Annotated in this window: 17 protein-coding genes; 6 read left to right on the top strand and 11 right to left on the bottom strand. The window is 48.0% G+C overall.

The window, feature by feature from the left end:
• Positions 1–53: 53 nt before the first annotated feature.
• Together frr and pyrH are read right to left on the bottom strand one after the other, a co-directional pair.
• Positions 54–611, bottom strand: a complete 558-nt coding sequence (gene frr, locus V4534_02275) for a ribosome recycling factor (protein MES2503684.1) — start codon at positions 609–611, stop codon at positions 54–56.
• A gap of 5 nt (positions 612–616) precedes the next feature.
• Positions 617–1321, bottom strand: coding sequence for a UMP kinase (pyrH, locus tag V4534_02280; protein MES2503685.1), 705 nt, complete (start codon positions 1319–1321; stop codon positions 617–619).
• A 67-nt stretch (positions 1322–1388) separates the two neighbouring features.
• Here pyrH and larC point away from each other — a divergent pair, with 67 nt between their 5' ends.
• Complete coding sequence (gene larC / locus V4534_02285; protein ID MES2503686.1) at positions 1389–2567, top strand: nickel insertion protein; 1179 nt, start codon at positions 1389–1391, stop codon at positions 2565–2567.
• On the opposite strand, the gene V4534_02290 is transcribed toward larC, so the two are convergent.
• Positions 2564–3820, bottom strand: coding sequence for a dicarboxylate/amino acid:cation symporter (locus tag V4534_02290; protein ID MES2503687.1), 1257 nt, complete (start codon positions 3818–3820; stop codon positions 2564–2566). The two genes, larC and V4534_02290, sit on opposite strands and share 4 nt — an antisense overlap.
• Before the next feature lie 67 nt (positions 3821–3887).
• Between V4534_02290 and V4534_02295 the strand changes: the two genes are divergently transcribed.
• Positions 3888–5549, top strand: coding sequence for a hypothetical protein (locus tag V4534_02295; GenBank protein ID MES2503688.1), 1662 nt, complete (start codon positions 3888–3890; stop codon positions 5547–5549).
• Position 5550: 1 nt separating this feature from the next.
• On the opposite strand, the gene V4534_02300 is transcribed toward V4534_02295, so the two are convergent.
• From V4534_02300 to gmk, 6 genes are all read right to left on the bottom strand, one after another.
• Complete coding sequence (locus V4534_02300; GenBank protein ID MES2503689.1) at positions 5551–6615, bottom strand: Fic family protein; 1065 nt, start codon at positions 6613–6615, stop codon at positions 5551–5553.
• 77 nt (positions 6616–6692) lie between these two features.
• Positions 6693–8315, bottom strand: coding sequence for an excinuclease ABC subunit UvrC (uvrC, locus tag V4534_02305; protein MES2503690.1), 1623 nt, complete (start codon positions 8313–8315; stop codon positions 6693–6695).
• Positions 8296–9078 carry an ABC transporter permease gene (locus V4534_02310; protein ID MES2503691.1) on the bottom strand — a complete coding sequence of 261 codons (783 nt, stop codon included), beginning with the start codon at positions 9076–9078 and terminating at the stop codon, positions 8296–8298. The genes uvrC and V4534_02310 overlap by 20 nt, the downstream gene beginning before the upstream one ends.
• Positions 9075–10001 carry an ABC transporter permease gene (locus V4534_02315; protein ID MES2503692.1) on the bottom strand — a complete coding sequence of 309 codons (927 nt, stop codon included), beginning with the start codon at positions 9999–10001 and terminating at the stop codon, positions 9075–9077. The genes V4534_02310 and V4534_02315 overlap by 4 nt, the downstream gene beginning before the upstream one ends.
• Positions 9998–11479, bottom strand: coding sequence for an ABC transporter substrate-binding protein (locus V4534_02320; protein MES2503693.1), 1482 nt, complete (start codon positions 11477–11479; stop codon positions 9998–10000). Before V4534_02320 ends, V4534_02315 begins: the two co-directional genes overlap by 4 nt.
• Positions 11479–12090: a guanylate kinase gene (gene gmk, locus V4534_02325; GenBank protein ID MES2503694.1), complete on the bottom strand. Its 612-nt coding sequence runs from the start codon at positions 12088–12090 to the stop codon at positions 11479–11481. The genes V4534_02320 and gmk overlap by 1 nt, the downstream gene beginning before the upstream one ends.
• Before the next feature lie 30 nt (positions 12091–12120).
• Between gmk and V4534_02330 the strand changes: the two genes are divergently transcribed.
• A complete protein-coding gene (locus V4534_02330) occupies positions 12121–13401 on the top strand; it encodes an amino acid permease (GenBank protein MES2503695.1) in 1281 nt (426 codons plus the stop codon).
• On the opposite strand, the gene V4534_02335 is transcribed toward V4534_02330, so the two are convergent.
• Together V4534_02335 and V4534_02340 are read right to left on the bottom strand one after the other, a co-directional pair.
• Positions 13391–14404, bottom strand: coding sequence for a hypothetical protein (locus V4534_02335; GenBank protein ID MES2503696.1), 1014 nt, complete (start codon positions 14402–14404; stop codon positions 13391–13393). The two genes, V4534_02330 and V4534_02335, sit on opposite strands and share 11 nt — an antisense overlap.
• Positions 14405–14498: 94 nt before the next feature.
• Positions 14499–17552: an error-prone DNA polymerase gene (locus V4534_02340; GenBank protein ID MES2503697.1), complete on the bottom strand. Its 3054-nt coding sequence runs from the start codon at positions 17550–17552 to the stop codon at positions 14499–14501.
• Positions 17553–17589: 37 nt separating this feature from the next.
• Here V4534_02340 and lexA point away from each other — a divergent pair, with 37 nt between their 5' ends.
• From lexA to V4534_02355, 3 genes are read left to right on the top strand one after another with little or no spacing between them, the layout of a single operon-like run.
• Positions 17590–18195: a transcriptional repressor LexA gene (gene lexA / locus V4534_02345; protein ID MES2503698.1), complete on the top strand. Its 606-nt coding sequence runs from the start codon at positions 17590–17592 to the stop codon at positions 18193–18195.
• A complete protein-coding gene (locus V4534_02350) occupies positions 18177–18923 on the top strand; it encodes a hypothetical protein (GenBank protein ID MES2503699.1) in 747 nt (248 codons plus the stop codon). The genes lexA and V4534_02350 overlap by 19 nt, the downstream gene beginning before the upstream one ends.
• Positions 18838–20115, top strand: a complete 1278-nt coding sequence (locus tag V4534_02355) for a DNA polymerase Y family protein (GenBank protein MES2503700.1) — start codon at positions 18838–18840, stop codon at positions 20113–20115. The genes V4534_02350 and V4534_02355 overlap by 86 nt, the downstream gene beginning before the upstream one ends.

Here is a 20115-nt window from a genome sequence, read left to right on the forward strand (position 1 = left end):
GGCCCAGCGCTGTGCAGAGGGCTGGATTCCGGCTCAAGGCCGGAATGACAGAATCAGACCGTCATGATTTCGGCTTCTTTGTGTTGTAGAAGCTTGTCGATTTCGGCGATGGTTTGGTCTGTTAAATCTTGGGTTACTTTTAAGCCGCGCTTTTCATCATCTTCAGACATGGTCGATTCCTTGACCGCGTCTTTAAACATCTCGTTCGCATCTCGCCTTGCATTTCTAACCGCTACTTTGGCATCTTCGCAACGTTGTTTGGCCTGTTTCGCAAACTCTCTTCGGCGCTCTTCTGTCAGCGAAGGCACTGGCACGCGCACCACGTCACTGTCCACCATGGGGTTTAGACCCAAGTTTGCCTCTGAAATCGCTTTTTCAATAGGCTTCAGCATTCCTTTGTCCCAAGGCTTGACCATCAATGAGCGAGCATCTGGGCAGCTCACGGTGGCGACTTGACCGATAGGGCTTGGGGTGCCGTAGTAGTCGACCCGAACGCCATCCAGCAGTGATACGCTGGCGCGGCCCGTTCTAATCGTCGCTAAATTCTTTTTAAGAGCTTCGATGCCTTTATGCATCTGGTCTTTGGCTTCGCTGCAAATATCGTCCAACATCTCGTCTACTCCTGTACCACGGTGCCGATTTTTTCACCGCTCAAAATTCGTTTAATATTGCCCGGTTCAGTCATATTGAAGACGTAAATTGGCATATTGTTATCTTTCGAAAGTGAGATTGCCGTTGAATCCATCACTTTTAAATCTTTGTTTAGAACATCTTTATAAGTCAGATTGGCAAACATCTGCGCGTTGGGATTATGGGCCGGATCGCTGTCATAGACGCCGTCGACCTTCGTGGCTTTGAAAATGGCATCGGCGTGGATTTCCATCGCTCTCAGCGCTGCGGTTGTATCGGTGGTAAAATACGGGTTTCCGGTACCAGCGGCGAAAATAACCACACGGCCTTTTTCCAAATGCCTAACAGCTCGTCTTCGAATGTAGGGCTCGCACAACTCAGACATGGTAATGGCCGATTGCACGCGCGTAGGCACCCCTTGTCTTTCCAAAGCATCTTGAAGGGCCAACGAGTTAAGAACAGTCGCCAACATGCCCATGTAATCCGCAGATGAGCGGTCCATGCCTTGCGTGCTCGCAGCCAAGCCACGGAAAATATTTCCGCCGCCAATCACAAGCGCTACCTCAATGCCCATGGCGTGTATTTCTTTGATTTCTTCGGCCATGCTTAGAATCACTTTGGGATCGATTCCGAAGCCTTGGCTGCCTTGAAGGGCTTCGCCAGACAATTTCAGTAGAATTCGTTTGAACATAAGACCATCTATTTTGACGAATTTATTTCAAGAAAACAAGGGCTGTGTTACAAATTAGCCAATCACTATGTCTTCTTCTCGTCTTTTACATTTCGACCTAAGCAATGGTTGTACCGGTCGATCACTTTGCGCTGCTCTGATCGACCTCGGCGTATCGGCCAATATCTTAAAGCAGGCATTTTCTGCCATTAACTTAAATGCCATTCAACCAGTATATTCAAATCATAATTTAGAATTTTTAGATGAGACTGGTCGTTCTATTGATAGCCCTGCCATCGCTCAGTCAAATATCTCTGATAAAAACACCGCCTTCAAAGCAAAACCAAAATGGCACTTATCCCTTTCGCATCAGGATGCACCTAAGATGGCGCTGCCTGATGTGGGTGATTTAGCAAAAAATCTAGACCCGATTCCAGCGGCGCTGTTTCAGAAAGCAAAACGCTTTCTCGAAGATGCCGGCCACCGCCCCAGCCTAGCCGATTACTGTGACATGGTCAGCTTTTGCGTTCTTTTGGCAGAGCTTGACCCCAGCTCAATCTCGGCCAGTCGCGTCCCTCTAGCGTTTTCACACGACAACCCGAATCGTAGCGTTATCTTAGCCCTCAGCGAATCAATCCCCGTGTTTGAAAAAGAATGGCCTGCGCCAACTTGTGATGTCACGGGTCTTGCACTTTTAAAGGCAAGCGCATCTCATTTTGGCGCAAGAGGCGAAAGCCAACTCCTCAAAATGGGCATAGCCAAAATGCCCGAAATCAGAGCGCTACTTTGTCAAAAAAACGTTACCACGGGACCTAAATTGGATGCCGTGGTAGAAATCAGCGCGCAAATCACCAATACGCAAATCCTATCCGAAATCATTCACAGGCTAAATCAAATTGGCACCAAGAAAGTCTGGACCACTCAAGTGATGGACCAAGGTTTCGGATCCAAAACGCTCATCAAAGCTATCGCCCTGGAAAGTGATAAAACCAAAGTTATCGAAGCTCTCTTGATTTTAGCAGAGGCCTCAGACGTTCAAGTTCAAACCATCGAACAGTTCAGCCTACTAAAGCGCGTAACCGCTGTCACCTTAGGCCGCTCCCAAAAACTCCAAGTTTGCAGAGTCAACGAGTGCCTCTGGGGCGAGCGAATTCTACGAGTCGATCCTTTGTTAGAAGATTTACAAGCTCTGGCCAAAGAATCTAACAGCGCCCAAGAAATCATTCGCGCAGACGTGTTAAGTGCTTGGAAGAAAAGCAACTCTTAAGCGGTCTTTATATTTTTACGTTCGCTATAATCAACAACTGTTGCGCAGACAAGATCTCCGCTGACATTCAAAACGGTACGACACATATCAAGCAGGCGATCGACTCCGAGCACCAAACCGATTCCCTCAACGGGAATGCCTACAGACTGCAGGACAATGGCAATCAACGGTATTGACCCGCCTGGAACACCAGCGGTGCCCATACCAGCTATAACCGACATAAACAAAACAACGATTTGTTGATCAAAACCGAGCTGAATGCCGAATATCTGAGCCAAGAACAAAACAGTCACACCTTCAAACAAAGCGGTACCGTTTTGATTGGCAGCCGACCCAATCGTCAAGACAAAGGAGCTTATATTCCTATCTAAGCCTAGATTGGTCTCCGCGACTCGAATCGAAGTTGGCAAAGTAGCATTGGAAGACGAGGTCGAAAAAGCCGTGACCATCACTTCACGAATCTGCGTAAAAAACTGCAACGGCGATTTTTTGGCATAAAGCTTTAAGATTAAACTAAAAACAACAAACTGTTGAACCGCAAGCCCTAGCAACACCACAACAACAAATTTACCCAGATTACCAATCAGCGAAAATCCAAACTTGGCAGTCATGGAAAACATTAGCCCGGCTACTCCAAATGGCGCCAGCATCATCGCAAAATCCACAATCTTCATCGAAACATCGCGTAAGCTTTCCAGCACACCAACCAGCGGATCTTTGGTTTGATCTTTTCCAACCAGCAATAAAGCGACCCCAAAAATCAGCGAGAACACCATAAAGGCAACCATGTCGCCCTCGAGCGCTTTGGTCGCAGCCAAGAGAGGATTTTTAGGGATAAGCGAAACCAACGATTCTGTAAAAGTCTGATTAGAAACCGGCGGCGGTACCACAGGCATCATGGGGCCAAGCTGTTTAATAATATTCGGGTCAAGCCCAGCGCCCGGTTGCAAAAGCGTCACCAAAACGAGCCCCACCAAAACCGATATGGGCGCTGCTATCAACGTATAGAGCAGCGATTTGACCCCCACCCTGCCCAATTTGGAAAAATCCTTCAACTCAACGATGGCAATCACCAAAGATGAAAAGACCAATGGCACCACAACCATAAAGATTAGGCGCAAAAAGAACTGACCCATCGGCTGAGCCACATACGCAATAACGACGTCAAGCCACGGGCCCTGCCACTGATGGCACAGCAAACCTAGGAAAGTTCCTAAAACTAATCCGAGAATAATCCAAAGCGGTCGGTTCATGTGGCTTGGCAATCTGCATGAATTGCCGATATTCATCAAGGGGTGTTAAAGTCGGCTATATGCTAACATGGAATCTATGGTCACTCGTCCAGGCAATTTTAACGCAGTTACTCATGAAATAACTGAAGTGGAGCACGAATCACAAACACAGCATTTAGAGCCCTCCCTTCTGCTTGAGTCGCTGCCGACGTCTAAAATCGCAGCACCCTCTGCGCCAGCGCCCAACTTTAAATCGATTCAAGAAGGGTGCGCTGATTTCGATGTTCCGGCTTTTTTAACCGGCAAATATGCTGACCCAAAGGCGCAAGCAAAGAATCATCAAGTTCTCGATCAGTCGGTGGCTTCTTTAAAAACATTGGCGCACAGCTACATTCAGCGTGGCTTATCCAAACCTGATGCATACAAACAAGTCCTGAGAGATATTGACTCGCATGATGATGAACAGTTCCAAAGCTATCGCGCCGCTCCAACAAAAACCGGACTTTCAGCGCCTAAAAGCACATACGCTGTCCGCACCGCTTTACTAAAAGCAAGTCTAGATGAATCCGGAGGCCTTGAAAGCTATCAAGTCTACATGCGGAATTCAGAGCAACTTTTAGCTGACCCCAGCAAGAAGTGGGAAGCTATTGAGAATCCTCGAAACTGGGTGTTTGAAGCTCAAGGTAAGCATGCCAACTATCTATTGTTCAGCTACGTGAAGGCAAGAGAATTGGCGAAAGGCGTCCGCAGCAGCGATAGAAGGTCATTGGTACTTTTGAAAGGCGGATTTGGCGCAGGCAAAACAGCTCATGCCAAAACCGAATACGGCTCGATGGTCAACGGTGTGGTCGCGCCGGATGGTGCTAAACGCGACGCAGGGCGAAAATCCGATGAAACGATTACCCATGCCGCCGTTCATGTTGAAGGTTCACAGATGGCTTACGAAGTGTTCGATGAACTCATTAAAAGCGACCTCAAACAGGTAGCATATGATTCTTCCTTAAGTAGACCTAGTGATTTAAAGGCCTATTTGGAAAAGGCTGAAAAAGGCCAGCGAGTAGCGCTCGTGCGCGATATTTCCAGGCCAGATACACTGCGCATGCTCACGGTCCTGAAAAGAAATGTGAATGGAGAAGATCCCAGAATTCCCGTACGCGACGTTATTGCCGGTGCTGTGAGAGACAAGGCCGGGCGCGCTGAAGTCATGAACACATTGATGAAACGTCAAACGGATTCTAAACACGAATATCATCTGGTTTGCGGCGGAGATGATGGTTCGCCATTTCGAGAAGTGGTTCAGTTCCTTTCAGATGGAACACCTCCCAGAATCTCCGATCCAAGGCTTTTGGAAAGCCAAGGGGTCAGGTGGGACGAAGCGAGCAGGCAATTTAAAGCGCTTCAAACAGAAGGTGAGCTCAAAATGACCCTGGAGACACAAATGCGGCGCTCTGTGAGAGAAACGCTGGCCGACTACACCGGACTTTCGACAAGGAGTAGCCAGGATTATGAGACCACTTTTACTAAACGCATCTTGCTTGATACGCCTCTTACAGGCGCAGATCCCCACGCTTGGTACACCGCCCTGAGCCCGCGAATGCGGCAAGCTATATCAGAGAGCGATTTCGTTGCAGTGATGAACACAATCGATTTTGCTACCTTAAGCGGAAAGCAGCCTATTACTTTTATGGACTTGCCTCTTGGTGCGGCTTTGGATTTCAACTCCAGGCTTCGCTCGAATCCATGGGCTTAGTTTACAGGCTTTTTTGGGAGCCTTGGCTATACCACACGCCTCTACCTTGGCCGTGGCGGTCGAGACTGCCCCCAGCCACCAGTTTTTTTAAGTGAAACTTAATTGAACTTTTAGGAGCATCTATGGCCAGTTCTATATCATGCATCGTTAGTCTCTCTTTCTGTTTAGAGAGTTCATGTATTTTTTCAGATAATTCAGGCAAACTAGATGTCTTCAAGGTCGTTTCAAATTTTGCTTCCAAGTTTCGTTTTTGCTTTTGTAGCGCTCCAAAAAAGAATCTCAGCCAAGGGTCATAAACGGGTTCATCGCCTTTTAAAGTTCCTTGAGTTCTTCTTAAAGCGATATAATAGCGATCTTTATTTGCTTCAATAACTGTTTCCAAAGACGAGTAAGGCACGTATTCGTATCCAGATTTTAGCAATAACAATGTTGTTAATATGCGAGATAATCGCCCATTTCCGTCCTGGAATGGATGAATCGCTAAAAAATGAACAGTAAAGATAGCGATGACCACCAACGGGTGCATGCTTCGATCTTCGAAATGATCGCGTGCCCAATCTACAAGGTCTTTCATAGCTCTAGGCGTATCAAATGGTGTTGCCGTTTCAAAAACAACGCCGATGCTTTTTCCGTCAGCGTCAAATGCCTCTACGTGATTCGAGAATTTCTTATAATCTCCACGATGCCTTTGATCCTTGGCCACATATTGAAGTAGACGGGCATGCAGTTGCCTGACGTAGTTTTCGGTTAAACGCAGTTCTTGGTACGATTCATAGACCAAATTAATGGCTTCTGCGTAGCCAGCGACTTCCTCTTCATCACGGTTTTTAAAAGAATTTAAATCAAGTCTTTCCAATAGCTCAGCGATCTCTTGGTCGGTTAGTTTTACGCCTTCTATCCGGGTGGAAGAGCCAATGCTTTCAATTGTAGCAACTTTTCGAAGGAGATTTAACTTTTCGCGCGGAATGCCCGCAGCGTTCGAAAAGCGTCCCTTAAATTCGTCCACTTCACTCAGGATTTGAACAATTTCAGAGGTGAGTTGAATCTCAACCGGCAATTGCGCCATTTTACACTCCTTGGCCGATCTTGGCCGATCTTGGCCGATCTTAGCCGATTAAGCGTAAAAAGGCAATAATTGGCGTTTTAAGGCTTCTGAAATATTCGTTTTTGGCGCTTGGCCCGGTGGGTTGTAATGGCAAAACGGTGAGCTTCATCTCGAATTCGCTCAAGCAAATACCGCTCTTTGCTGTGCTCTTTCAGCATGATGCCATCTTTGCGGTTAGGCAAAAACAGCCGTTCAGGATCCTTGGCAATGGCTGCAATGTTGAGTTCCAGACCCGCATCTTTCGCTACCGCGAGCGCAACCCCAAGTTGGCCTTTACCACCGTCGACCAAGAGCAAATCGGGGAAATCACCTTTCTTTAGTCTTCGGGTGAGCACTTCGCGCATCATGGCGTAGTCGTCTGTGCCTTCCACAGTTTTGATATTATACTTTCGATAGCGAGATTTTTCGGGAACACCGTCGATAAAGCAGACTTGTGAAGCCACGGCATCGGTACCTTGAAAAAGCGATACATCGAAGCACTCGATGACTCTTGGTATTGCCTGCATTTCGGCGCACTTTCGCAAGGCTTCTAGGCTGTCTTCATGCGATTGGATTCTTTTGAGGCGCTCCTCAAGAGCGTGTCTTGCGTTTTGTTCGGCGATCTCCAACAGGGTTTTTAAAGGGCCACGTTGCGGGGTGACAATCTTTGGAAAACCTTCGCCTGATGTCGGCAGACCGGAATCGCCTTCGACCAAAACCAGAGGACAAACCACTTGATGCGGCCAGTCTTCACTCGGCAGATTCGCATAAAATTGTGACAGAAATCCGGAAAACAAATCGCGCGTTGGGAACTCTTGCTCATCAAAAGCATAATGTTCAGCCCCCTCAACCCGGCCGGCTCGCACTGGCAGACGCACGATTTCTAAATATCCCGCTTGTCTGGCAACACCATAGATGTCCTCATTTTCTCGCTTACTTAAGCGATGAGTGGTTTGGCCCGTGGTGGAGTCTTTGATGGCTTTGACTTGGTCCCGGATTTGAGCGGCGCGTTCAAACTGCTCGCTTTCAACGGCTTGCCACATCAAAACCTGTAGGCGTTTTTCAACCTCGCGCGTTTGGCCTTTCAAAAACAAGCCCACGTTGTCCATTTCGCCGGCATACTCTGTCACGGGGAAAACGCATGGCGCTAAGCAACGGCCCATATCATGTTGAATGCACGGGCGGTCTCTATGGTCTATCACTCTGTCGGAACAGGTTCTGAGCTTAAAATGCTTATTGATTTGAGCGACAGTTTCCCTGAGTTTGGTTGCCGATGGGTATGGACCAAAATAGCGCGCGTTATCTTTATTCGGCTTCCGCACAATTTCAAGCCTTGGGAACTTGGCATGGAGTGCGCCTTTTTCCTTCGGCCTGGCCAGTCTCAAAGAGATAAAGCGCTTATCATCCTTAAGCAGGATATTATATTTAGGGTTATGAAGTTGAACCAGCGTCTGCTCTAGAAGAAGTGCTTCAGTATCGTTACGCACCACCACAACTTCGATCTTGTCTAAAATTCGGTCTAACCAGCCCACAAATGCGCGAGTGTCTTGGCCGGTGAAATAGCTGCGAATGCGGTTTCTTAAATTGATTGCCTTGCCGACATAAAATATTTTCCCAGCTTTGTTTTTCATTAAATAGCAGCCCGGGGCTTCCGGGAATGAATCAAACTGGATCTCTGGCATCGCGCAACCAATCTCCTAAGAAGTTAAACAATAGCACTGATAAGGCGATACAAAGACCGGGAAGTATCACTAAATGCGGCGCAACGAATAAATAGTTGACGCCCTGCTCCAAAAGAGCACCCCAAGAAGGCGTCCCCGGCGGCACACCCAAGCCCAAAAAGCTTAAACTTGCTTCTGCCAATATGAGCGATGAAATCCCAAAGCTACCCTGCACCCATAGAGGCCCCAAGATATTCGGCACGATATGCACAAACAGCACCCGCAGGGGAGACGCACCTAACGCAACCGCAGCAGTCACGTAATCGTGCTCTTTCACCACCAAAACTTGCGAGCGAGCCACGCGCGCATAACCAACCCAGCCAGTCGCACAAAGCGCAATGACCAAGTTCATCACCCCCGGTTTTAATACTGCCGCGATATACAGCGCAAGCAAAAGCCCTGGGAAGGCCATCAAGATATCCACCAGCCGCATCATAACGGTATCTACAAATCCACCCACATAAGCTGATACCGCCCCATAAATCACACCAAACACCATCGAGATGACCGTACAGGTAAGCGCAATGGCAAGCGAAATACGAGCGCCATACACAAGCCAAGTTAAGACATCGAAACCGTTCTCACCAAAGCCCAGACGCCCAGCTTCAAGACCCCTTAAATCAAGCGCCAAATTGAGGTCCAAACCGGCGCCACCTATTACCCATGGCCCAAGCAAAGCAACAAAAGTTAAAACGCCTAGACCTAAGACCAAGAAAGTTTTCACGACACCCTCACCCGAGGGTCAATGAGCCCGTAAACCCAGTCCGTCACCAAGTTTGTCACTACGTAGAAAAATGCGATCACCAAGACAACGCCCTGAACCATCGGCATGTCCAACTGCTGAATGCTCTCCAGCAACAACAGGCCAATCCCCGGCCAAGAAAAAATCTTCTCCACCACCACCGCGCCGGCCAATAAAGACCCCAGTTCCATGCCAATCACAGTTATCACCGGCATCAAGGCATTGCGCAGCGCGTGTTTAAAATAAACCACCCGCTCCGAAAGGCCCTTCGCCCGAGCCGTTCGGATATAATCGGTCGACATAACTTCTAAAATCGAAGCGCGCGTAAACCGCATCTGCACCGCAGCCATGGCAAAGCCCAAACTAAGCGCCGGCAACACCAACGACAGAAGGCCATCGGTCGCGCCGCTAATCGGAAAAATAGACCAATAGATCGAAAATGCTAATAAGAGCAAAGGCGCAAAGAAAAAGCGCGGAACGCTTATTCCTAATAAAGCCACCAGTCTCAAAAATTGGTCCAACAAGCGCCCACGCTTCCAAGCAGCCATAACGCCCAAGATGGGACCTAAGCATATGGCAAACAGCATCGATGCCAGCGCCAAAACACCGGTGTAAGGCAGTCGCCCAGCGATAATCGACATGACTGGTTCCCGTGTTCGGTAGCTGGTCAATTCATTGGTCGCGATTTTTTGAATGAAGTTTCCATACTGTCTCAAATAACCAACTCTCACGCCATGAGCATCGGTCAAACCCAGATCTCTAGAAAGCTGCATCCGCGCCTGTTGAGTCGCCTGCTCCCCTAAAATATGATCAACCGGATCGCCGGGCACCAGGCGAAGCATACCTGTCACAATCAGCGTTGCGCCAAAAAGCACCCAAAACACTTGAAACGCTTTAGATATCATTTGGCGCCTCCTGGAAGAAAGCGTGCCTTCAGCAGAGGTAAATAACTTTCCTGACGCGAGGGTACAAAGCCAGTCAACCGCAGGCTGCTCACGATGATATTGTCTTCAAACCAAAGCGGCACATAAGGCAAGGACGCCTGCAACCGTTTTTCTATCAGCCCGTAAAGCACTTTGCGGCCGGCCACGTCAAATGTCGCCTGCGCTTTTTCAATCCAAGCATCAACCTCACCGTCCCGAAAAGCCACCCGATTACCACCGGCCTTATCGGCATCTGGAATATTGCCAGAGTGAAACACCCATTCAAATAAATTCGGCTCCACCACAGGCGACCAAATAGCGCTGACCAAATCAAAATTACCCTGACGAATATTCTGAAAAGCCGTGGCCCAGTCTTGAATACGGATATCCAAATCAATACCGATTTGCTTCAGCTGATGCTTATAGATCAAGCTAAAACTCTGCCTAAATCGGTCTGTGCTGGCAAGCAAAGTAAGCTTAATCGGAAGCTTTAACCCTGTCTCTTTCAAAAGCCTCTTTGCCTCGATGGGATCATAACGAAGCGGCATTAACTTGGAGTCTTTGGCCCAATGCCCTGATGGCAACATGCCAGTCGCTTTACTTGCCAAGCCCTGAAACTTCGCATTTAATATCTCGTCAATATTAATGCCCAAAGCGATGGCTTTTCGAACTCGCACATCCGACAGAGGCGACTTGCGAAGGTTCATCGCCAAATAGGCATATCCAAGGCCTGGCGCTTTTTGAATCTGGATTCGGCTGGCATACTTCTCCAAAAGCGGCAGTTGAAAGGGCCTAATATTGCCCATGCTTAAATCCGCCTTGCCTTTGACCAACTCGAGCAGACGCGTGTTGTTATCCCGCACCACTCGAAATTCGAGTTCATTAACCCCGGCCTTACCCTCAAACCATTTATCGAAGGCGCTTAAACGCCAAGTTTCGGTGACTTTATTATAGCTTGTGAGTCGGTAGGGTCCTGAGCCAACCAGTTCATGTCGACATTTCGCAGTCCTGCCGTAGCATTTTGCTTTCGATACAATGCCAAGACCGGTGAGCTCCGCCACAAATGGCGCGTATGGCTTTTTAAGTTTGAACTCAATCACTCGATTGGACAGCGCATTCACGCTTTCAACAAATTTGAGCTTATCGACCTTGGAGGACAGCACGTCATCGCTTCCCAGATCGCTAAAAGTATAGACGACATCTTTTGCTTCGAGTTTGGTGCCATCATGAAAGTATAAGTTAGGCCGTAAAGTTACCAGGTAAGTCAGCGCATCTTTTTGAACGACAGACTCGGCCAAATAAGGCCGCGGCAATAGATCATCACCCATGGTTAGTAGAGGGGCAAAAAGCAGCTCACTCATGCTCGACGCTACAACACTGTCGGCAAAACGGGGATCAAGGCTTTCAGGGACACTATTGACAATAATATTAAGTGCCAATGTGGCAATCAACGCGAACATTACTCTCCTAGGAGCTTTTTACGAATCTTCTCTCTATCAAAACCATTCAAACGGTGAGTTCTCACAATGGCTGTTAAATCGAATAAAGCTCTGTCTAGTTTCTCATTATTAATAACATAATCGTAAGTTTTAAGGCCAATGCGAATTTCCTGGCGCGCTGCTTCTAAACGTTTTTGTATTTTTTCTTCGGGGTCAGTGCCGCGTCCGCGCAGGCGATTTTCCAACTCTTCGAAAGATGGCGGCAGAATAAAAATCAAAACCGTATTGGGAAAATGCTTTTTAATCTGAAGGCCACCTTGAACATCGATGTCGAAAATCACATCCCGGCTGTCGTCCATTTTCTTCTGGGTCCATGCAATGGATGAACCATAGCGATGGCCATGGACGGGCGCCCATTCCAAAAAGGCATTTTCTTCAATCATTTTGTCGAATTCAACATCATCCACAAAATAGTAGTCGACGTCTTCTTGCTCATGGCCGCGTCTGGGGCGCGTGGTGTGAGAGACACTAATCTCTAGATTAGACATACTGTCCACCAAAAGATGCGCCAAGGTGGTTTTGCCTGTGCCACTTGGAGCACTTAATACTACTGGAAATGCATGTCTCGCCATGTATCTATTTGTAGGCTATGAAACGCCCTCATGCAACAACTTAGCCATCATTCCAACCATAAAATCGGCTTTTGGTCCCTGTTTGCGATTGTGACTGGTAGCCAAATCGGCTCTGGTATTTTTATGCTGCCAGCCAATCTAGCGCCATTTGGCTGGTATGCGCTTTTGGGTTGGATAATCTCTGGCGTTGGCGCGATCGCCCTCGCCTTGGTATTCGCGGACTTATGCGCGCTGATGCCTAAGACGGGCGGGCCTCACGTGTACGCACGAGCAGCCTTTGGCGATGTGGCTGGTTTTTTTACCGGCTGGACATATTGGGTGGTTTCATGGGTTTCTACGACGGCGGTGATTGTAGCAGCGGTAGGCTACTTGACCCCGCTTTTGGGCACTTTGACGCCCAATGCCGTTTTGGCTCTGCAGGTGGTTTTGTTGTTTGCGGTGACTTTGCTGAATTTGCAGGGTGTCTATGCGGCTGGCATCACCGAATTTGTTTTGACGGTGCTTAAATTTGTCCCGCTGATTGTTTTGCCGGTTTTTGGCATTGTCTATTTTAATGCTCAAAATATTCAAATGGCAGATGGCTTGGCTGCCGTTTCCGTGCCGGATATTTTAAGTCAAGTTGTGTTGCTAACGCTTTGGGGCTTTATCGGTCTGGAATCCGGCACCACACCAGCGGGTTCGGTTGAAAATCCCGCTAAGACCATTCCAAAAGCGCTTGTGTTTGGGACCATCGCGGTAGCACTGGTTTATGTGGTAAACAGTTTGGCTATCATGGGCTCTATGCCAAGCGCCCTTTTAGCCCAGTCGAAGGCGCCTTTTGCAGATGCTGCGCAATATTTGCTCGGGGGCAGTTGGCATTTGCTTATCTCTTTCATTGCATCGATTCTATGCTTGGGCACTTTGAATGCTTGGATGCTGGCCAGTAGCCAGATTGCTTTAGGCCTGGCTCAGGATAGGCTTGGACCTGCTTTGCTTGGCAAAACCAACCGGCATCAGGCGCCTTTTGTGGCTTTGTTAATCAGCACTTTTGGTATCTTGCCATTGTTGTTTTTAACCACGCATACGACCTTGGCCAGTCAGCTGGCCATGATTATTGATTTTTCTGTGACGGCCTTTTTATATGTGTATGTGATTGCGACCTTGGCATTTTTGAAAAAAGCTCGCGGGGTTCAATGGGTATATGGCTCACTCGCGCTGGTCTTTTGTTTATGGATATTATGGCAAACTAGTTTGCAGACTTTAGGCATAGCTGCTTTATTTGCTTTGAGCGGCGTGCCCGTTTGGTTTTTCAAAAAGGTGATCACGAACTAAGCTTCAATGCGATATTTTGCATGATCGCAGTAAGTAGATTTACGACTGCTTCGCATCTTTTTTTTACTTCTGTTGCGATGATATCCATCGAAGAGTAAGAGCTTTGCCCAGTCGACTTAATAACGGTTTGCGAAATGTTGTTTTTCCTTGTCATTTTGTCCATACCAAAAAGGAAAAGGGTCATTTGAGCGAGTCTACCTTTGACGCAGATTTCTGCCGGGGCTTGTCTGCATGATAGACCTCGCATTTTTTTATAGATGACATGAGAATATTCTTTGGCACTTTGCAAACTTCCATCTGCAATCTCAGAGAAGTGGATTTGAACCTCCGCCATCATAAAATCATCGCCATTTTGGTAGTGAATATCGGCGTGGACACCAACATAGCCGTTTAACGACATACCGCCGTCCCCAAATTTGTTGGTAAAAACAACGCTATCTGGAAATTCCTTTTTCAGTTCCTGAACTGCCGATATCATTTGCGAAGGCGATTCAACCACAATGGTTCCTCTTAAAACATCACTGATTTTTGCAACCGGATCTTCTATGTCAGCATTTCTTAATCGGTCTAATTTATAATTAATACTTCGTTTGGATTTGATGGCGTGTTCGTTATTAGGTCCAAAGGAAACTCGAGTGCCAGGCATTTTGTTGACTACATCACTCAATTTCTTCTTAAAAGCCGGTGCATTGTTTGTTGCCGCCGCAATAAGGTGATCGGCATTTTCATACTTAGGAGAGTTTCGCCAATGTTTAGCCTCCTCTAGGGTCTTGAGCGTAGGCCCGATATCACCCAACACATTTTTAATGGCAGTTCGATTATTTTGCCAATATTCTTCAATAAGCTTAGCGTCCGATGGGACGAAACAATCAAGTTCATGGTCCAACTGCACGGCATAGGAAGAATAAAAATGCTGTAGTTCCCAATCAAATTTAGTCTTCGCTGCCAACTCAGAAATACCAGCTAAGTTAGCAAATAAAAAATACCATTGAAAAATCTTCACACATTCTCCCCGACAGCACCGTCGCCATTGATTAATAATGGATTTTCTATACACACAATCTAAGCCAATTGCAACTTGGGGGGAATTTGCAAACTTATTGATATTCCCGTCGACCCCATAGGCTACCAAAGACGGGCATACTGGCTGGGGCAAAGTCCATTTTTGCCAATCGATGCGCTAACACATGGATGACCCCGTCTTTTTTCTGCAGCTTTCCCTCTATGGCCAAGCTTTCAAAAACCAAGGTCTCTTGGCGGTAAAGATCACAGACGTCTGGCGTAATCACAATGTTCGCAAAACCAGTCTCATCTTCTAAAGTATGAAACACCATACCACTAGCGGTAGGCGGCCTTTGGCGGATTAGCACCAACCCTGCTACTTTGACGATGCTGCCGTCATTAGCCTGCCTCAGATCTGAGTGTCTTAAATAGCCCTTGGATATTAGTTTCTCACGCCAAAAAGCCACCGGATGATTTTTGAGCGACAGCCCTGTCTTTTGATAATCTCGCAATACTTCTTCGAGTTCGGTTAATACTGGCAAAATAACCGGCTCTTCCGGATTTTCTGATGCAAACGCCAATAAAGGCAAAGGCTTTAAATCCAAGCCCTGCACTGACCAAGTAGCTTGCTGCCTTTTTTGCTTAAAAGAGCCGTAAGCATCTGCGGATGCTAAAACTTTGAGCGTTCGCTCAGAAATGCCACTGCGACGCGCTAAATCTGCTGCATTGGCATAGCCATCGCCCCGACAAGCCACCAGCCATTCGATTTCATCCGCACGAATGCCTGCAATTTGCCTAAAACCAAGACGCAAATCACCCTTCACCAGCTGGTTATCCCAGGTGCTGAAATTGACATCGATGGGCAGAATTCGAACGCCATGGCTTTTGGCATCAAATAAGATTTGAGAGGGACCATAAAAGCCCATGGGTTGGCTGTTAAGCAACGCACAAGCAAAAGCCGCCGGGTAATGACACTTTAGCCACGCGGACACATAAGCCAGCAAAGCAAAACTGGCTGCGTGCGATTCCGGAAAGCCATAATCCCCGAAACCTAAAATCTGCTGAAAGCATTGATTAGCAAATTGGGCATCATAACCATTTTTAACCATGCCCTGAACAAACTCATCCTCAAAACCCGTAAGCTTCCCTGATTTTTTAAAAGTTGCCATGGCGCGCCTTAAAGCATCTGCCCTCCCCGGCGTGAAGCCAGCGCCCACAATGGCCACTTGCATGGCCTGCTCTTGAAACAGCGGCACGCCCAAAGTGCGTTGCAGCACCGATTCAAGCGCTTTCGAGGGATAACTGACGCGCTCTAAACCATTGCGACGTTTCAAGTAAGGATGCACCATGTTGCCTTGAATAGGCCCCGGCCTTACCAAGGCAACTTCTATCACCAAATCGTAATATTGCCGCGGCCTCAATCTGGGCAACATGCTCATCTGCGCACGACTCTCGATTTGAAAAACCCCTAAGGTATCAGCCCGGCAAATCATGTCATAGGTCTTGGTGTCATTCACCGGCACATTGGCCAGGGAAAGCTCTCGGTGATAATGCGTTTTAATCAAATCAAAGGAGCGCCGAATGCAGCTAAGCATGCCCAAAGACAACACATCTACTTTGAGCATTTTTAAGGACTCGATATCGTCCTTGTCCCATTCAATGAAAGTTCGGTCATCCATGGCCGCATTGCCAATCGGCACCAGCGCTTCCAAAGGACCGCGAGTCAAAATAAAACCGCCCACATGCTGGCCTAAATGCCTCGGAAAGCTAAGCAGCATCAGGGCCCAATGAATCAGCTCTGGGTGCTGACTTTTATCCACATCTCGCAGAGACATAGCGGTTGCTTTCGCTAAGAAATCCTCGATTTGCTCCAAGGGTATGCCCAAAGCTTTGCCAACATCTCGGATCGCACTCTTTTTACGATAAGTAATGACCGTAGCGGCAATGGCAGCTCGGGTCCTGCCGTAACGCTGATAGAGATACTGAATCACTTCTTCGCGGCGTTCATGTTCAAAATCGACGTCAATATCAGGCGGTTCATCCCGCTCTTTACTCAAAAACCGCTCAAATAAGAGCTCAACCTGGTCCGGATTAACCGCTGTAATTCCTAAGCAATAGCAAACGGCAGAGTTAGCGGCAGAACCCCGTCCTTGATACAAAATCCGCTTTTGTCGTGCAAAATCAACAATGTCATACACCGTCAAAAAATACGGCGCGTATTGCATTTCAGAGACAAGCTTTAGCTCATGCTGCAAACTTTGCATCACTTTAGGCGGAACACCATCTGGATAGCGCCACTTGGCTCCTGCCCAGGTCAACTCTTCTAAATAGGCTTGTGCATTTTTGCCCTCGGGAATTGAATCTTCCGGATACTCATATCGCAGCTCATCCAGCGAAAACTTGCAAATTTTGGCCACCTCCAGGGTATTTTCCAAAGCCTGCGGGTACTGGTACAAAATACGCGCCATTTCAGCCGGCGATTTAAGATGTCTTTCGCCATTACCATAAAGCCTAAAGCCTGCTTCCTGAATGCTGCATTGATGCCGAATGCAAGTTAAAATATCCTGCAAAGCCCGCCGCTGTGATTCGTGTCCATGAACATCATTGGTGGCAATTAATGCCAGGCCATATTTAAAAGCAAGCTCACCGATTTGGTGCAGCCTTTGAGCACCAGCAGGCTGAAAATTAAACGAGATAGCAACATAAAAAGGCGAATCCAGAGCAGCCTTCAAGGTCCCCAGTTGAAATTCAAAATCAGCGTCTATTTGCTCAGGTGGGACAACAATCAACACCTGACCTTCACAAAACTCTAATAAGTCCGCTCGATATAAATGACACGCGCCTTTTTCAGCGCGTCTTTTTCCCCGAGTCAAAAGCGTGGTGAGGCGCCCATAAGCTTGTCTATTTTTTGGATAGCATAAAATGGAAGGCGTATTATCCGCAAAGTCCAAACGACAACCAATCAGCAGTTTCAGGCCACATTCCTTGGCAGCCACATGAGCCCGCACCACTCCAGCCAAAGTATTGCGATCACTGATACCAATGGCTGCATGCCCCAGCGCCTGCGCAGCCATGACCATCTCTTCCGGATGTGAGGCACCCGTTAGAAAGGTAAAATTAGTGGTGACCTGCAACTCTGCGTAATGCATACTTGACAGGCATACAACCGTATGCCATTTTAGTCAAATGGAGAAACTACCCCCTAAACAAAAGCAAGTATTGCAGTTGGTGGAACGATTTTGGCGAGAGCATCAAATGTCTCCCTCAATCCAGGACATCGCCCAAAGTTTAGGCGTGATTAGACCCACCGCTTACAAGCATCTCAAAGCGCTCAAACAAAAAGGTTATTTGAGCCATCTAGCGGGCGTGGGCCGAACCTGGAAATCACTCTCCCAAGAAGTCGAAACCTGGAGTGTGCCTTTGCTGGGCCACGTTGCTGCCGGTCAGCCATTATTGGCCGTAGAACATATTGAAGATCGCATCCCGGTACAAAACCCTGAGCAAGCGCTGCAATGTTTCGCCCTCAGAGTCAAAGGCCAAAGTATGGTGGAAGGCGGCATCTTTGATAAAGATATCGTCATCGTCAGAAAGCAATCCGGTGCCCACGATGGCGATATCGTGGTGGCGTTGGTAGATGGTGAATCTGCCACGGTTAAAAAATTCAAACGCTTCACCAGCCAAATAGGGCTCTTGCCCATGAACCAGCATTTCGATCCCATCATTGTGGATTCAGACCGTGTATCGATTTTAGGCAAAGTCATTGAGGTGAGGAGATGGTTGGAAAGACCGTAGCCTTAGATGAACTTCGAGAACGCATCCGCGCCTTGGAAGGACACGTGTTTCTTCCCCCCTTTGAAAAAGGGGGGCCAGGGGGGATTTTACCCCAAAACGCCGGCCTCCACGAATACATCGCCCTGCAAAGCGAAAATGCGGCCCTAGGCTGGATGGTTGCCACCTTAAAAAAGCTGGGCACCCCTCAAAAGCCAATTGTCTGGATTTCCCAAAGACCTTCTTTATACCCACCCGGTTTAAGTGATTTCGGCCTCCCCCCGGAGCAAATCTTATTTATCCAGGTAGCAAACCCCAAAGAAGCCTTATGGGTGGCCGAAAAAACACTAGAAGAGCTCCCAGCCTTGGTGGTCGGAGAGAACCTAAAGCTCAATTTAACTACCGCACGCCGGTTGCAACTAGCCTGCGGGAAATTGCAAAACATGCTGTTTCTGCTGCACACAGAGAAAATACCCGCGCCATGTCACATTGCTATGACACGCTGGCATATATCAACACGCCTAAGTTCTGACGCTCCAGGCTTATTCTCTCAGCATGGCGTAGGGCAGATGCGTTTTCGAATTGAATTAGTAAGATGCCGAGGCGCTATGGCGCCGGCGGCATGGGATGTAGAGTGGAATGACAAAGAGATGGATTTCAATCTGGTTGACGAATCTCAGCGAAGAAGACGGCAATTTGAACATCTTGTGCCAGAAGGCCAAGAAATACGCCCCGCTTACCGCTTTGGATGAGCCAGATAGCCTACTACTTGAAGTATCAGGCTCTGCGCACCTCTTTGGCGGCGAAAGAGCGCTATTGGATCAAATTGAACTCGATTTTGAATCCTTAGGCCATGAGACTCAGATAGCCATCGCCCCCAACCCTAAAGCGGCCTGGGCACTCAGTCATTTAAAACCCGGTATCTGCGTTGACGAACCAAACCTAACCCAAATTCTAAGCCCCCTGCCCACCCACTGTTTAAGGCTTTCTCCCAAAAGCTATTCTCTCTTAGAAGAACTCAAAATCCAGACTATTTCGGAGCTGTTAAACCTGCCCAGAGCGCAGCTTTTCAAACGCTTGGGCCGAGAAACCCTGCAAAGCCTCGATCAATTAATGGGCTCAGCTTTAACTTTGATAGAAAACGTCCCCGAAACCCAAACCTTTAAGCTCAGCCAAGATTTTACCGACTCTATCCGCACCTCAGAAACCCTCGAGCGTTTTTTATCGGATTTACTACGAGATTTATGTCAAAAACTTGAATCCGCCAGCATAGGCGCAACCCAAATCCGCATCACGCTCACGCATGTCACCCGTGAACAAACCACCTGCACCATCGGTACCGCCACTTCAAGTCACGAGCATGCACACCTAGACAAATTACTGAAACTCAAAATCACCCAATTCAATCTAGGCCTAGGTATTGACCGCATCAGCCTAGAAGCCCTAGAAACCGCCCCCATATTCACCAACCAAACCACCATCCCAGGCTGTCATCCCGGGCTTGACCTGGGATCCAGCCCCAATCTCTCCGCCTGGAAAGACCTAATCACCAACAAAATAGGCCCCGAAGCCCTCTTCCAATTAATCCCCACCCAAAGCCACCTCCCCGAACGCGCCCAAGAAAAACAATTAATTCCCCAAAAATACATCCCCAGCCCACACCCCACCGGCACCAGACCCCTCCGGCTCTTAGACCCCCCAGAACCCATCGCCGCCATGGCCCTGCTACCAGACAACCCACCCGCCCAAATCCGCTGGCGGGGCAGTGTCATGAAAGTGGTCAAAGCCGATGGCCCAGAACGAATAGAATGTGAATGGTGGCGAGATCCAGCCCCCATCCCTGCCAGAGATTACTACCGGGTAGAGAACAAAGACGGCCTCAGATTATGGGTATACAAACAAGGCAGCCCGCCTAAATGGTTTGTGCACGGCCTATTTGCTTAG

Source organism: Myxococcota bacterium, assembly GCA_040387835.1.
Classification (GTDB): Bacteria; Myxococcota; UBA727; order UBA727; family JABDBI01; genus JAZKCZ01.

Excerpts from the sequence above, each read along its gene's own strand:
- frr (MES2503684.1), bottom strand. The coding sequence starts at position 611 with ATGTTGGACGATATTTGCAGCGAAGCCAAAGACCAGATGCATAAAGGC.
- pyrH (MES2503685.1), bottom strand. The coding sequence starts at position 1,321 with ATGTTCAAACGAATTCTACTGAAATTGTCTGGCGAAGCCCTTCAAGGC.
- larC (MES2503686.1), top strand. The coding sequence starts at position 1,389 with ATGTCTTCTTCTCGTCTTTTACATTTCGACCTAAGCAATGGTTGTACC.
- V4534_02290 (MES2503687.1), bottom strand. The coding sequence starts at position 3,820 with ATGAACCGACCGCTTTGGATTATTCTCGGATTAGTTTTAGGAACTTTC.
- V4534_02295 (MES2503688.1), top strand. The coding sequence starts at position 3,888 with ATGGAATCTATGGTCACTCGTCCAGGCAATTTTAACGCAGTTACTCAT.
- V4534_02300 (MES2503689.1), bottom strand. The coding sequence starts at position 6,615 with ATGGCGCAATTGCCGGTTGAGATTCAACTCACCTCTGAAATTGTTCAA.
- uvrC (MES2503690.1), bottom strand. The coding sequence starts at position 8,315 with ATGCCAGAGATCCAGTTTGATTCATTCCCGGAAGCCCCGGGCTGCTAT.
- V4534_02315 (MES2503692.1), bottom strand. The coding sequence starts at position 10,001 with ATGATATCTAAAGCGTTTCAAGTGTTTTGGGTGCTTTTTGGCGCAACG.
- V4534_02320 (MES2503693.1), bottom strand. The coding sequence starts at position 11,479 with ATGTTCGCGTTGATTGCCACATTGGCACTTAATATTATTGTCAATAGT.
- gmk (MES2503694.1), bottom strand. The coding sequence starts at position 12,090 with ATGGCGAGACATGCATTTCCAGTAGTATTAAGTGCTCCAAGTGGCACA.
- V4534_02330 (MES2503695.1), top strand. The coding sequence starts at position 12,121 with ATGCAACAACTTAGCCATCATTCCAACCATAAAATCGGCTTTTGGTCC.
- V4534_02340 (MES2503697.1), bottom strand. The coding sequence starts at position 17,552 with ATGCATTACGCAGAGTTGCAGGTCACCACTAATTTTACCTTTCTAACG.
- lexA (MES2503698.1), top strand. The coding sequence starts at position 17,590 with ATGGAGAAACTACCCCCTAAACAAAAGCAAGTATTGCAGTTGGTGGAA.
- V4534_02350 (MES2503699.1), top strand. The coding sequence starts at position 18,177 with ATGGTTGGAAAGACCGTAGCCTTAGATGAACTTCGAGAACGCATCCGC.